11 protein-coding genes and 2 tRNA genes are annotated in these 13721 nt (G+C 71.1%); 2 read left to right on the forward strand and 11 right to left on the reverse strand.

Features of this window, described 5'->3' with window-relative positions; genetic code table 11:
- Window positions 1-99: 99 nt before the first annotated feature.
- The 3 genes from AB0I73_RS00805 to leuS all read right to left on the reverse strand — a co-directional run bounded on the left by AB0I73_RS00805 (window position 100) and on the right by leuS (window position 4860).
- Entirely contained in the window at window positions 100-945 is an 846-nt protein-coding gene (locus AB0I73_RS00805) for a DegV family protein (protein WP_363032360.1), read from the reverse strand.
- 95 nt (window positions 946-1040) lie between these two features.
- Window positions 1041-1733, reverse strand: coding sequence for a hypothetical protein (locus AB0I73_RS00810; RefSeq protein WP_363032362.1), 693 nt, complete (start codon window positions 1731-1733; stop codon window positions 1041-1043).
- Between the two features lie 229 nt (window positions 1734-1962).
- A complete protein-coding gene (gene leuS / locus AB0I73_RS00815) occupies window positions 1963-4860 on the reverse strand; it encodes a leucine--tRNA ligase (protein WP_363032364.1) in 2898 nt (965 codons plus the stop codon).
- A 577-nt stretch (window positions 4861-5437) separates the two neighbouring features.
- Here leuS and AB0I73_RS00820 point away from each other — a divergent pair.
- Together AB0I73_RS00820 and AB0I73_RS00825 are read left to right on the forward strand one after the other, a co-directional pair.
- The gene (locus tag AB0I73_RS00820; protein WP_363032366.1) at window positions 5438-6733 is read left to right on the forward strand and encodes a cytochrome b/b6 domain-containing protein; all 1296 of its coding nucleotides are present in this window, start codon (window positions 5438-5440) and stop codon (window positions 6731-6733) included.
- A gap of 334 nt (window positions 6734-7067) precedes the next feature.
- A complete protein-coding gene (locus AB0I73_RS00825) occupies window positions 7068-8675 on the forward strand; it encodes an NADH-ubiquinone oxidoreductase-F iron-sulfur binding region domain-containing protein (protein ID WP_363032368.1) in 1608 nt (535 codons plus the stop codon).
- Window positions 8676-8815: 140 nt separating this feature from the next.
- Here AB0I73_RS00825 and AB0I73_RS00830 read toward each other — a convergent pair.
- The 8 genes from AB0I73_RS00830 to nadD form a co-directional block, all read right to left on the reverse strand.
- Window positions 8816-8888: transfer RNA gene (locus AB0I73_RS00830), tRNA-Ala, on the reverse strand.
- A gap of 104 nt (window positions 8889-8992) precedes the next feature.
- Window positions 8993-9226, reverse strand: coding sequence for a hypothetical protein (locus AB0I73_RS00835; protein ID WP_363032370.1), 234 nt, complete (start codon window positions 9224-9226; stop codon window positions 8993-8995).
- 3 nt (window positions 9227-9229) lie between these two features.
- Window positions 9230-9421, reverse strand: a complete 192-nt coding sequence (locus AB0I73_RS00840; RefSeq protein WP_363032372.1) for a hypothetical protein — start codon at window positions 9419-9421, stop codon at window positions 9230-9232.
- Between the two features lie 237 nt (window positions 9422-9658).
- A tRNA-Ala gene (locus tag AB0I73_RS00845) sits at window positions 9659-9731 on the reverse strand.
- A 108-nt stretch (window positions 9732-9839) separates the two neighbouring features.
- The gene (locus tag AB0I73_RS00850; RefSeq protein WP_363032374.1) at window positions 9840-10514 is read right to left on the reverse strand and encodes a histidine phosphatase family protein; all 675 of its coding nucleotides are present in this window, start codon (window positions 10512-10514) and stop codon (window positions 9840-9842) included.
- On the reverse strand, window positions 10505-10963 hold the full coding sequence (rsfS, locus tag AB0I73_RS00855; protein ID WP_363032376.1) for a ribosome silencing factor: 459 nt from the start codon (window positions 10961-10963) through the stop codon (window positions 10505-10507). Before rsfS ends, AB0I73_RS00850 begins: the two co-directional genes overlap by 10 nt.
- 115 nt (window positions 10964-11078) lie before the next feature.
- Window positions 11079-12893: an LCP family protein gene (locus tag AB0I73_RS00860; RefSeq protein ID WP_363032378.1), complete on the reverse strand. Its 1815-nt coding sequence runs from the start codon at window positions 12891-12893 to the stop codon at window positions 11079-11081.
- A 16-nt stretch (window positions 12894-12909) separates the two neighbouring features.
- A complete protein-coding gene (gene nadD, locus AB0I73_RS00865) occupies window positions 12910-13668 on the reverse strand; it encodes a nicotinate-nucleotide adenylyltransferase (protein WP_363032380.1) in 759 nt (252 codons plus the stop codon).
- Window positions 13669-13721: the final 53 nt, after the last annotated feature.

Here is a 13721-nt window from a genome sequence, read left to right on the forward strand (position 1 = left end):
AGATCGCCGCATTCGCGATGATCTTGCTCGTTTTCCGTGGATTACCGGCTGGTTGTGGACAACTCCGTCACTCTGACGCGCCAGTCCGGCAGCAGCCCCTCATCGAGCCGAGACCACGACCCCCAGCAGGCCGGGTCCCGTGTGCGCGCCGATCACCGCGCCGACCTCGCTGACATGCAGGTCGGCCAGGCGGGGCAGCCGCGTGCGCAGCCGGTCCGCGAGGGCCGACGCGCGGTCCGGCGCGGCGAGGTGGTGGACGGCGACGTCGACCTCGGCGACGCCCGCCCGCTCGGCCGCGATCTCCTCCAGACGGGCGATGGCCTTCGATGCCGTGCGCACCTTCTCCAGGGGTTCGATACGGCCGCCCGCCAGCTGGAGCAGCGGCTTCACGGCGAGTGCCGATCCCAGCAGGGCCTGCGCGGCTCCGATGCGTCCGCCACGACGCAGATAGTCCAGGGTGTCGACGTAGAAGTACGCGGAGGTGCTCGCCGCCCGCTTCTCCGCGGCCGTGACCGCGTCGTCCACGGTGCCGCCCGCCTCCGCGGCCTGTGCCGCGGCGAGGGCGCAGAATCCGAGCGCCATGGCGATCATGCCGGTGTCCACCACCCGCACCGGCACCGGCGCCTCGCGGGCCGCGACGACCGCCGCGTCGTAGGTGCCGGAGAGCTCGGCGGAGAGGTGGAGGGAGACGATGCCGGTGGCGCCGGACCCGGCGGCTTTGCGGTAGGTCTCGGCGAAGACCTCGGGGCCGGGACGGGACGTCGCCACCGGACGCCGTTTCTGCAGCGCCTCGGCGAGGGAGCGGGTGGAGATCTCGGTGCCCTCTTCCAGCGCGCGGTCCCCCAGGACCACGGTCAGGGGTACCGCGGTGATGCCGTGCCGCTCCATCGTCCGGGCCGGAAGGTAGGCCGTTGAATCGGTGACGATGGCGACATGGCGGGACATGGGCTGGAGGTTACCTGGCGTACCGCCTCCTCGGCAGCCCGGACCGGCGCGCCGGACGGGACCGTGTCCGGATCACGACGACCGGAACAACCGGATCAAGTGGTGCTCTCCGGGCGGGGCTTCTTCTGCCAGGGGTAGGCGAGGCGCGGTCCGGGCGGTGTGATGGCGGGACGGGCCGGTCCGGCTGCCGGGGCGTCCTCGGCCGGTGCCGCGGGCCGGGATGCGGAGGCGGACTGCTGCTCGGTGGTCGTCCAGTGCCGCAGGGCTCCGGTCTCCATGTCGATCTGGGTGCTGAGGGAGTCCAGGTCGTCGTCCGCGAAGTGGCGGGCTCGGTCGCGGGCCGCCCAGCGCAGGGAGTCCGCGGACCGTGTGATGCGGTTGGTGCGCTCACGCAGTTCGGGCAGCCGCTTGCCGAGGGCGCCGCGGTCCGGCTCGGACTCCAGGCGCCTGAGTTCGCCCTCCAGTTCGTGCCCGTGCGCGCTGAGCCGCTCGAAGAGGGCGAGGGACTCCTTGAGGGACTGGTCCTCGGCGGCGCCGGCCTCCAGCGCGTCCTGGGTGGCGCGCATGGAGGTACGCAGTGTGAGCCGGAGCCGGGCGACCTCGCCGGCCGGGCCGGACTGGGCGAAGGACTTGACCTTCAGGGTGTGGTCCTCGACCGTGCGGCGGGCCTGGGTGATGTGACGGTCCGCGCTGCGCTTGGCGGCGCCGACGACCTTCACGGTGGCATACGCGCCGAGCACGACGAAGAGCACGAAGAGCAGGGCCAACACTGCGATCACTGCTTCCACGGGACTCCTCCTCCGGGCCCTGGGGCCTGCCGCCACACACCGCGCCGCTCTTCAAAGGTAAACGCAACGGGCAGGCTCGGAGTTCCGGAAGAACCCCGAACCTGCCCGTAGGGAAGTACCCCGAGCCCGCCGTTCCGCGGCCCGGCAGCCCGGTCGGCCCGCGGCGCTACGGCGTCACAGCGTGACGCGGCACGACATCACAGCGCCACAGCATCACGGCGTCACGGCGTCACGCCGGAACGATGTTCACCAGCTTCGGTGCCCGCACGATCACCTTGCGGATCCCGGCCCCGCCCAGCGCCGCGACGACCCTCTCGTCGGCCAGCGCCACCTTCTCCAGCTCCTCCTCGGAGATCGACGGCGACACCTCCAGGCGGGCCTTGACCTTGCCCTTGACCTGAACCACGCAGGTGACGGCCTCGTCGACCACGTACGCCGGGTCGGCGACCGGGAAGTCCTGGTGGACGACCGAGTCGGTGTGGCCCAGCGCGCGCCACAGCTCCTCCGCGATGTGCGGGGCCAGCGGCGCCACCAGCAGCACCAGGGACTCGGCGACCGGGCGCGGCACCGCACCCCCCCGCTTGGTCAGGTGGTTGTTCAGCTCGGTGACCTTGGCGATGGCGGTGTTGAAGCGCATGCCCTCCAGGTCCTGGCGCACCCCGTCGATCGCCTTGTGCAGGGCGCGCAGGGTGTCCTCGTCGATACCGGAGTCCCCCGCGTCGACGACGGTCACCTCGCCGGTGCCCTCGTCGACGATGTTGCGCCACAGCCGCTGCAGCAGCCGGAACTGACCGACCACCGCGCGGGTGTCCCACGGCCGCGACACGTCCAGCGGGCCCATCGCCATCTCGTACAGGCGCAGGGTGTCGGCCCCGTACTCGGCGCAGATCTCGTCCGGAGTGACCGCGTTCTTCAGGGACTTGCCCATCTTGCCCAGCAGTCGGGAGACCCGCTCGCCCTGGTAGTAGTAGGCGCCCTCGCGCTCCTCGACCTCGGCGGCCGGCACCGCGATGCCGCGGCTGTCGCGGTAGACGTAGGCCTGGATCATGCCCTGGTTGAACAGCTTGTGGAACGGCTCCGCCGACGACACGTGCCCCAGGTCGTGCAGCACCTTGGACCAGAAGCGCGCGTACAGCAGGTGCAGGACGGCGTGCTCGGCGCCGCCGACGTACAGGTCGACACCGCCGTGCGGCATGCCCTCGCGCGGCCCCATCCAGTACCGCTCGATCTCCGGGTCGACCAGCTTCTCGCTGTTGCGCGGGTCCAGGTAGCGCAGCTCGTACCAGCAGGAACCGGCCCAGTTGGGCATGGTGTTGGTCTCGCGCCGGTACCGGCGCGGACCGCGGCCGTCGCCCAGGTCCAGGGTGACGTGGACCCAGTCCTCGTTGCGCGACAGCGGCGTCTCGGGCCGGCTGTCGGCGTCGTCGGGGTCGAAGGTGCGCGGGGAGTAGTCCTCGACCTCGGGCAGTTCCAGCGGCAGCATCGACTCGGGCAGCGCGTGGGCGACGCCGTCCTCGTCGTAGACGATCGGGAAGGGCTCGCCCCAGTAGCGCTGGCGGCTGAACAGCCAGTCGCGCAGCCGGAAGTTGACGGTGCCCTCGCCGATGCCCCGGCGCTCCAGCCACTCGGTGATGCGTGCCTTGGCCTCGACGACGCCCAGGCCGTCCAGGCTCACCTCGTCGTTGGACGAGTTGATGATCTTCGCGTCGTACGACGCGAAGGCGTCCTCCCAGGTGGCGGTGTCCGTGCCGCGGCCGTCCGTCGGCTCGACGATGCAGTGGATCGGCAGTTCGAAGGCGCGCGCGAACTCGAAGTCGCGCTGGTCACCGGCCGGTACGGCCATGATCGCGCCGGTGCCGTAGCCCATCAGGACGTAGTCGGCGATGAAGACGGGCACCTGCTCGCCGTTGACCGGGTTGGTCGCGTAGGAGCCGATGAAGACGCCGGTCTTGTCCTTGGCCTCGGCCTGCCGCTCCACGTCGGACTTGGACGCGGCCTGCGCGCGGTAGGCGGCGACGGCCTCGGCCGGGGTGGCGTGGCCGCCGGTCCAGACGTCGTGGGTGCCCTCGGGCCAGGTGGCCGGGGTGAACTTCTCGACCAGCGGGTGCTCGGGCGCCAGCACCATGTAGGTGGCGCCGAACAGGGTGTCGGGGCGGGTGGTGAAGACGGTGATCCGCTCGCCGTCGATGGGGAAGTCGACGCGGGCACCCTCGGAGCGGCCGATCCAGTTGCGCTGCTGCAGCTTGATGGCCTCGGGCCAGTCCAGGGCGTCCAGGTCGGCCAGCAGCCGCTCGGCGTAGGCGGTGATGCGCATGTTCCACTGGCGCAGCTTCGCCTTGAAGACCGGGAAGTTGCCGCGCTCGGAGCGGCCTTCGGCGGTGACCTCCTCGTTGGCCAGCACGGTGCCCAGGCCGGGGCACCAGTTGACCGGCGCGTCGGAGGCGTAGGCCAGCCGGAACTCGCTCAGGACGTCGGCGCGCTCGGCCTCGCTCAGCTCGCTCCACGCACGCGTGTGGCCCGGCACGGGGCGCTCACCGGACTCGAAGCGGGCGATCAGCTCGGTGATGGGGCGGGCCCGGTCGGCCTCGTCGTCGTACCAGGAGTTGAAGATCTGCAGGAAGATCCACTGGGTCCACTTGTGGTACTCCGGGTCGATCGTGGCGAACGACCGGCGCCTGTCGTGGCCCAGGCCCAGCCGGCGCAGCTGGGACTTCATGTTCTCGATGTTGGCCTCGGTGGACACGCGCGGGTGCGTGCCGGTCTGCACGGCGTACTGCTCGGCGGGCAGTCCGAAGGCGTCGAAGCCCAGGGTGTGCAGGACGTTGTGGCCGGTCATGCGCTGGAACCGGGCGGAGACGTCGGTGGCGATGTACCCCAGGGGGTGGCCGACGTGCAGTCCCGCACCGGAGGGGTAGGGGAACATGTCCATGATGAACTTCTTGGGCCGGGCGACCAGCTCCGGGTCGCCCGCCAGGTCACCGCTCGGGTTGGGCGCGTCGTAGGTGCCCTCGGCGTCCCAGAAGTCCTGCCAGCGTGCCTCGATCTCGGCCGCCAGGGCGGCCGTGTAGCGGTGCGGCGCGACCTCCGCCGACACAGGGGCGGTGGCCGCGGGGTTCGTCTCGCTCATGGTCCTCAAAGCTCCATCGATCGTCTGCGCCTTCGGCTGCGGCATTTCAGGCCTTCGGGCCTCCGGACTTCCGGAAAAGAAAAATCCCCTCGCACAGGAGGGGACGCCGCGCCGATTCCGACCACCTGGTTCGACCGTGGTCGGGACTGATCAGCGCGGCTCGCTAAGCAGAAGGCGTACGGCACGCATGGCGCCAGGGTACCGCAGGCCCGCGGCGCGCCGCGACGCGCTTCCCGGGCCCACGAGGCCGCCGAGAACCGGTGGAGAGCCCGCAGAGAGCGCTCCCGCCCCACCGGCACCCCTGAATTCCGGTCAAAGATTACTTCGCGTAACACCCCCTATGGGGCATCCCTCCGGCCTGATCGTCCTTTGATAACAGCGCAATAACTCAAACCTGTACTCCCCGGTACACAGGAGGTTTAGAGTGCGGCCCGGGACCGCTTCTCCCGAACGTTCGGAGTTCCCCCATGAACCCTCGTCCAGACAGCAGCCCACCGCCCGTTCAGGGCCGGTCGGCTGCCGGTCAGTCGTACCCGCTCGCCGTCGTGCTTTCCGTCGTGACGTGGGGAGGTAGGGCGTGAGGCCGGACGACAGCACGGCGGACGACTGGTTCCTCGAGTTCCTCAACTTCGGCGCGGGCGTCCTGTCGCTCGTCTGCCTGAGCTGCTCGGTGATCTGGGGGCTCGTCGCCCAGGACCGGGTTCTGCTCGGCCCGCGCGAGCGCATCCTGGCGCAGGCCGTGCACCGCACCACGGCGGTCGGTTCGGTCGTCTTCCTGCTGGTGCACATGGTCATCAAGCTGGTCCTGGACCACACCACCTGGATCGCCGCGGTACTGCCCTTCGGACTGCTCCTCACGGACGACGAGGTGGTCGCCGGCCGGAGCTTCCTGATCGGCCTGGGCACGCTGGCCGGCCTGCTGATGATCTTCGTGGCCATCACCGGCATCCTGCGCAACCGCTTCGCCTCGCCCGCCCCCGTCGCGGCGCGCTGGCGCGCCATGCACATGCTGGCCTACCCGGCCTGGTGCGCCGCGCTGGTGCACGGGCTCTACGCGGGTCGAGCGGCCAAGCCGATCTTCCTGATCCTGTACGGCCTGTCCGTGCTCGGCGTCATGGCCGTCCTGGTCCTGCGCGTCTCCCCGCCCTCGGTCAAGCGCAAGGTCGCCGACCAGGTCACCGGCCTGCTCGGCATCACCGGCCAGTCGGGTCGTGACGTCCTGGAGAAGAGCCGCTCCCGGTCGGCCGAGGCGTCGCTCCCCGGCTACGGGAGCGGCGGCAGACAGGCCTCCCGGTCCCGTTCCGAGCGCCCCGAGCCGGCGGCCCGGCCGCGGTACGAGGCCGCCGAACGCGTCGCACCGGCCCCGGAGCCCGCGAACGGCTTCGCGGCCGCCTACCGCGCGGTCTCACCCCCGTCCGTCCCGTCCCAGCCGCAGCAGCCCCTCTACGCCGACCAGACCGCCCGCATGGAACTGCCCCTGGACATGCAGCCCACGCAGGCCGTCCCGCGCGTGGACGCCCCTCCCGTGGACGCACCCCTCATGGACGCGGCACGCGTGGACGGCCCCTCCAGCACCTCGGGCAACTGGCCCATCCCCTCCCCGCCACCGGTCGGCGAGGCCCCGCCGTCGGCCTACGACCCGCTCCAGGACACCGGATACAACATCCCGGCCTACGACAATTCGACCGCACCGGGCTACGGCGCGAGTGATGTGCGCGACACCGGTGAGTCGAACCCCCTCTACGGCACGTACAACCCGAGTGACACGTACAACAGCGGTCCCGCCCCTGATCCATCCCCCGGTGCGTCGTACGACTTCGACGCACCGGGTTCGGCCGAACCTTGGAACACGCCTTCCGGAGGCTTCAATTGAACCCTCCCCCAGCTGAAGCAGGGGGATTCCCGGCTCAGGACGCCTCGCAGGCCAACGACCTGAGAGGTCCTGCTCCCTCAACACCAGCCGGGACGGAACCTGCCCGGTGCGTCGAGCGAAGCTCGGGTGTGCCGTCCCGGTTCCCGATCGACACGGTGTGCCCGCTCGGTCCCCGCACCGCACGGCAGGCCCTTTACCCGATCACATGGACGGTATGCCGCCGTAGAGGCGGAACGCCGTTCTCGCCTTGCTCCGCAAGGGTTCGAATCTCCTCCGCAAGCGGGCAGTACTCCCGCCCCGGTCTGAAGGCCGGAGCATCCTCGAAGGAGGTCAGGTGAACGAGGCTCTGCCCGACGTACCCGAAGTCCGCGTCGTCGGACTTCCCCAGCTCACGTCGGGCTTCGACCTTGTCGACCGGCTCGATCTCCCCATGCACCTCAAGGTGCACGGGCCGCTCGAACCCCTGGGTGGCGAACAGCTCGCCCAGCTGGCTGAACGCATCAACCTCAGGGGCCGCGGCGGCGCGGGCTTCCCCTTCCACAAGAAGCTGCGCTCGGTCGCCGAAACGGCGATCAAGCGCGGCGTCCGGCCGGTCGTCGTCGTCAACGGCAGCGAGGACGAACCGGCCTGCCGCAAGGACACGGTGCTGATCAACCGTGCTCCGCATCTCATCCTGGACGGCGCGCTGCTGTGCGCCGAGGCCATGGGTGCCCGCACGCTCGTGGTGGGGGTCACCCGGGAGTCCACCCAGCGCTCCATGGAGGCCGCGCTGGCCGAACGCGGCCTCAACAACGGGCGCCGGTCCGTGCTGCGCGCCCGTGTGCAGCGCAACCCGGTGCGGATGGTCACGGGCGCCGCGGCCTCACTGATCCGCTCCATCGACGGCGGTCCGGCGATCCCGCCGGGCCGCAAGACCAGCGCCTCGAAGAACGGCGTCGGCGGTGCGCCCACCCTGCTGTCCAACGCCGAGACGTTCGCCCAGCTCGCCATCGCCGCCCGCATCGGCCCGGAGCGCTACGGCAACACCGGCCTGTACGACGAACCGGGCACCGTCATGCTCACGGTGTCCGGGGCGGTCGCCCGCCCCATGGTGGTCGAGGTCCCGACGGGCGTACCGCTGCGCTACGTCCTGCAGCTCGCCGGTGCGCCACCGGTGCCGCAGGGCGTGCTGACCGGCGGCTACCACGGCAAGTGGATCGACGCGGCGACCGTCAACGAGGCGATCGTCTCCCGCAACTCCCTGGACGCGGTGGGCGGCGCCCTCGGTGCGGGGGCGATCCTGCCGATCAGTCAGAACACCTGCCCGCTGGGCGAGTCGCTGATGGTGGCGAAGTGGCTGGCCGAGGAGAGCGCCAACCAGTGCGGCCCGTGCTACCTGGGCCTGCCGGCCGCCGCGCGCGGCCTGGAGGACATCCTCAACGGCGGCGGACCGGCCGCCCTGGAGGCGGTCAAGCAGGTCGCCAAGAACGTGAAGCGGCGCGGCGCGTGTTCGCATCCGGACGGCTCCGCGATGTTCCTGGAGTCGACCATCAAGGCGTTCACCGACGACCTCACCGCCCACGTCATGGGCAACGGCTGCGGGCGGCCCGTGGAGGGCGTCCTGCCGCTCTTCGAGGGCGGCCAGACCCCTACGGGCATCCCGGGCGGCGGCGGCGAGGAGAACGGCCCCAGCCGCCAGAAGATCTTCGTCGACTGGACGCTGTGCCGGGGCCACGGGCTGTGCGCGGACCTCCTCCCGGAGGTCTTCCAGCTCGGCGCGGACGGCTTCCCGACGGTCGCTCAGGCCCAGGTGCCGCGCCGCGCCGAGGACAAGGCGCTGCGCGCGGTGCGCCGCTGCCCGGCACTGGCCCTGCGCATCGAGGAGGGGGCTTCGTCCAAGGCACCCTCCCGCAATCTGCCGGTCCTCTCCCAGGGACGCGGCCGGCGCGCACTGGGCCGCTGAGACAGGCCCGTGCGGGTCACCCCTCGGGGTGACCCGCACGGGCCACTCTCCGAGCCGCCGCACACCGTCCCCACGGCCCACCGTCCCCACAACGCGTCGAGGGCGGACCATCCCTTCGGATGATCCGCCCTCGACTGCTGTGGAGCTAAGGAGAATTGAACTCCTGACCTCCTGCATGCCATGCAGGCGCTCTACCAACTGAGCTATAGCCCCAGGTCCTGCTCCCGCCCGGTTTCCCCGGCGGCGACGCCAACTTTACACGGTCATCGGGGCCCAACACCAAATCGATTCCGTTGCGCCCGGTTCCGTCCGCATTGTCACGCGGTCACGAACGAATAGAAGCGCTTGAGCGTGCAGTGCTCCTCCAGGAGCCGGCCGTAGATCGGTTCACCCTCGAGTTCGCGGTACGTCTCGATCGGGTCGCCCTTTATGATCAGCGCCCGCGCGCACTCCTCGCACCAGTACTGGTAGTCGGGATGGACCGGTTCCATGTCCCGGACGATCGGCCTCCCGCTGCCGCACCAGTCACACCTTCGCCTGTGCGCACCCATCACTCAGCTCCAGCTGTGGCCGCAGGCCGTACACGCGTCGGAGACACCGTCGTTGCCGCCGAGGACGCCCAGGACGTCGAAGGCTCGGGCCACGTGCGCGAAGCCGCGGGAAGGGCAGCGGTGGCGGGTCGAGGTCCGTCGTGTCGACACCCCGCCGAGGAGGTGGTCGACCTCCCCGTGGATGCTCGCAGGCATCACAACTCCCTCCCGTCGGGCCGCGCCCCCTTCCGGCCGTTTGATTCTGCCACGACCGGGCCATCGCGGTCAGCGACGCCCGGGTACCGTTCGGGACACGGATCGGCGCCTCGTGGAGGTATACGACCGTCGGCCCCGGAGTGCTCAACCAGGGACAACGAAAAAACCCGCCCTCGCACTGAGGACGGGATCTTCGTCATGTGAAGCGGTGGACCTATCGATCCAGCACCCCATCTGTGGAGCTAAGGAGAATTGAACTCCTGACCTCCTGCATGCCATGCAGGCGCTCTACCAACTGAGCTATAGCCCCGGGTGTTCTTCCCGCTCGGCGGGCGAACAAGAAGAACTTTAGCCTGCGACCTGCCGGAAAGTGAAATCCGGTCCCCGGCCGGTCGTCCGTCGGCCGGTCGTCCGTCGGTCAGTCGTCGTCGCCGAGCACCGGCTCCGGCAGGGTGCCGGCGTTGTGCTCCAGCAGCCGCCAGCCGCGGGCACCCTCGCCGAGGACGGACCAGCAGCAGTTGGTGAGCCCGCCGAGACCCTCCCAGTTGCGCGGGTCCAGCCCGAGCAGCCGGCCGATGGTGGTGCGGATCGTGCCGCCGTGGCTGACCACCACGAGCGTGCCGTCGTCCGGGAGCTTCTCGGTGTGCCGGAGCACCACGGGGGCGGCGCGGTCGGCGACCTCGGTCTCCAGTTCGCCGCCGCCCCTGCGCACCGGCTCGCCGCGCTTCCACGCGGTGTACTCGTCGCCGTACCTGGCGATGATCTCGTCGTGCGTCAGGCCCTGCCAGACGCCCGCGTAGGTCTCCCGCAGGGCCTCGTCGTGGACCGGCTCCAGACCGGTGAGCGCGGCGAGTTCCGCGGCGGTGCGCGCGGCCCGCTTCAGGTCGGAGGCGATGATCGCGTCCGGTTCGAGGCCCGCGAGGAGGCGCGCGGCCCGGCGGGCCTGGGCGACGCCGGTCTCGGTGAGCTCCACGTCGGTGCTGCCCTGGAAGCGGCGCTCCACGTTCCAGGAGGTCTGGCCGTGGCGCCACAGGATGATGCGGCGGCCCCGGCGACCGGACCCGGACACCTCACCGGAGGCGCTCACCGCCACTCACCACCCGGCTCCGCGGTCTGCGCGGCGGCCTCCTCGGCCTCCAGCTGGCGGGCGTGCTCCGCGGCCTTGCCGCGGGTCGCCACGGCGTCCGCGGGCAGCTCCAGCTCGGGGCAGTCCTTCCACAGCCGCTCCAGGGCGTAGAAGACCCGCTCCTCGCTGTGCTGGACGTGGACGACGATGTCGACGTAGTCGAGCAGGACCCAGCGGGCCTCGCGGTCGCCCTCGCGGCGCACCGGCTTGGCGCCGAGCTCCTTGCTGAGCCGCTCCTCGATCTCGTCGACGATCGACTTGACCTGGCGGTCGTTGGGCGCGGAGGCCAGCAGGAAGGCGTCGGTGATGGACAGCACGTCACTGACGTCGTAGGCGACGATGTCGTGCGCGAGCTTGTCGGCGGCCGCCTGGGCGGCGGCGGTGACGAGCTCGATGGAACGGTCGGTTGCGGTCACTGCAAGGCTTTCGCTCGGAGGTCGGTTGCCTCCAAGGGTCTCACGGACCGCCGGGCGCGCCCCACGCGTTTCGGGGGCGCGCCCGGGCGGGGGCGCCGGTGGCGCCCCCGCCCGGTCAGCTGCCGGGCTCGTAGTCCTGGCCGAGGAGCACCGAGACCCTGGCGTTCCCGGAGACCTCGCCCTTGGCGACGGAGGAGGCGGGCAGTCCCAGGGTCTTGGCCACCTCCTCGGCGTTCTCCTTGTCGGCGGCGTCGGCGTAGACGACCTCGGAGGTCGCCTCCGCGGTGGCCGTGCCGCCCTTCAGGAAGGTGAAGCCGCCGTTGAGGAGCACCACGCGGGCCTTCTCGGTGTTGTCCTCCACACCGGTGGCGTTGCGCACCGAGACGCTGACCGCGGCGTCCTTGTCGGGGCTCTTCGCCGTGCCGCCGAGCACCTCCTTGACCACGCTGTCGCTCGTCTCGGCGGTGAGCGTGCCGTCCTCCTGCACGGGCAGCAGCGCGGTCCTGTGGTCGCCGCCCTTGGCGAGGTCGGCGAGCCGGGCGAGGAAGGAGCCGAGGTCCTTGTCGGTCAGGGGCGGCTCGATGATCTGCCCCAGGGTCTGGACGGTGGTCGTCGCGGCGCCCGCGTCGGAGGTCATCTTCCGCAGCACCCCCTGCATGACCTGCCCGAACCGCTCCAGCTGGGCGTCCTGCGCCTCACCGGAGCCTCGGTGGGTGGCGTAGGCGACGGCCATCTTGCCGGAGAGGGTCTGGCTCTTCCCCTTCTTGACGAGAGGGGCCTCGCCCTTCTTCTTGGCGCCCGGGTCCGGCACGTCGGCGTCGGTGTCGATGTCGATGTTGCCGACCAGGTCGACGAGGTTCTGCAGATAGGGCGTGTCCAGCCGCCAGGTGCCCTCGATGTCGGTGCCGAGGGCCGTGTCGAGCGCGGTCCGGGTCCCGCCGGAACCATCGTCCTCGACCGACTTGGCGAGCGTGGTGGTGGTGCCGTCCTCGGCGGCGAGGGCCAGGGAGTTGGGCAGCAGGACGGTGGTGCCCTGCTTGGTGGTGGTGTTGTCGACGAGCAGCGCGGTGGCGGTGCCTCCGCCCTTGGTGTCGTGCAGGTGGACGACGATGACGTCCCGCTTCTGGGCGCCCGCGGCCGCCGTGGTGCCGGTACCGGCGTCGGAGCCGGTGCCGGGCAGCTTCCCGGCGTACCAGAGGTAGCCGACGCCGCCGGCCGCGACCAGGGCGAAGACCACGACGAGGGCGACGATCCGGCTGCGGGCGCGGCGCTTGGCCTCCTCGCGGCGCTCGGTGCGGTTCTCGGTGAACTTCAGCCAGTCGATGACGTCCTCGGAGTCACCGTCCGGTTCCTCGACGAAGGCGAACTGCTCGGTGCGGTAATCCGGTTCGGGCGCCTCGGAGTCGGCGGGGAGGTCGGCGGGGCCGGTCCGGTCGTCGGTCCGGTCGGTCTCGTCGTCGGCGGGACCGGGCTGGTGCGGGATGTGCGCGGTCTGCGCGGTGTGTTCGGCGACCCGGGGCTGCCCGCCGGTGCCGCCGTGCGCGGTCTGCCCGTAGGAGTCCCCGTAGGGGTCGTACGACGGTGTCGTCCCACCGCTCTGCGGGGTGCCGTAGGGGTCGTACGAGTCGTAGGCGCCGGGGGCGGGGGTGTCCTGGGCCCCGTAGGGGTCGTACGGCGGCTGGGACTGCTGCGGGCCGCCCGTGGCGTACGGGTCGTAGCCGTAGCCCTGCTGTCCCTGTCCGTCCCCGTACTGGTCTTGGCCCTGGTACTGCTGGTACTGCTCCTGCTGCCCGTACGGGTCGTACGGCTGCCGCGGGGCCTGCTGGGCCTGGTCCTGACGGTAGACGGGCCGTCCGTACTCGTCGTAGCCGACGAGCCCGTACGGGTCGTCCCCGCCGTCGCCGTATCCCGCCTCGTATCGGTCGTTCACCGGTGCCCCTCTCGGCTCACTCTCCGCGGTACAGCTCGCGCTTGGCGATGTAGCGCACGACCCCGTCCGGCACCAGGTACCAGACGGGATCCCCCTTGGCGACCCTCGCACGGCAGTCCGTCGAGGAAATGGCCAGGGCGGGGACCTCGACGAGCGACACGCCCCCCTCGGGCAGGCCCGCGTCGGTCAGATGGTGACCGGGCCTGGTGACGCCGATGAAGTGCGCCAGGGAGAACAGTTCCTCGCTGTCCCGCCAGGTGAGGATCTGGGCGAGGGCGTCGGCGCCGGTGATGAAGAACAGGTCCGTGTCGGGATTGAGTGCGCGCAGGTCGCGCAGGGTGTCCACGGTGTAGGTGGGCCCGCCGCGGTCGATGTCGATGCGGCTCACCGAGAACTGCGGGTTCTCGACGGTCGCGACGACCGTCATCAGATAGCGGTCCTCCGCCGCGGAGACCACCCGGTGGCTCTTCTGCCACGGCTGCCCGGTGGGGACGAAGACCACCTCGTCGAGGTGGAACCGCGCGGCGACCTCGCTGGCCGCCACCAGGTGCCCGTGGTGGATCGGATCGAAGGTGCCGCCCATGACGCCGAGCCGGCGCTTGCCCGGCCGCACCGTGCCGCCGCCCCGGCGCGGCGCCGGACGGTGCTCGGCGCCGCTCGCCGGTCGCGCGGCCGTGCCTTCGGCCCCGGACCCGGTCGTGACCTCGGTGGTCGCCTCGGTCGACTCCCCGCCCGTGTCCTTCGCCGGACCGACAGGCATGTCCTGCTCTTCCATGCGTGCAGACCCTACCGGCCCAACATGGCGACCCCGACGGCCAGGTGTGCCCT

Origin of the sequence: Streptomyces sp. NPDC050388 (assembly GCF_040655635.1) — a bacterium.
Classification (GTDB): Bacteria; Actinomycetota; Actinomycetes; order Streptomycetales; family Streptomycetaceae; genus Streptomyces.

Coding starts and splice junctions, on each gene's coding strand:
- AB0I73_RS00805 (WP_363032360.1), bottom strand. CDS start 945: ATGTCCCGCCATGTCGCCATCGTCACCGATTCAACGGCCTACCTTCCG.
- leuS (WP_363032364.1), bottom strand. CDS start 4,860: ATGAGCGAGACGAACCCCGCGGCCACCGCCCCTGTGTCGGCGGAGGTC.
- AB0I73_RS00835 (WP_363032370.1), bottom strand. CDS start 9,226: ATGGGTGCGCACAGGCGAAGGTGTGACTGGTGCGGCAGCGGGAGGCCG.
- AB0I73_RS00840 (WP_363032372.1), bottom strand. CDS start 9,421: ATGCCTGCGAGCATCCACGGGGAGGTCGACCACCTCCTCGGCGGGGTG.
- nadD (WP_363032380.1), bottom strand. CDS start 13,668: ATGGAAGAGCAGGACATGCCTGTCGGTCCGGCGAAGGACACGGGCGGG.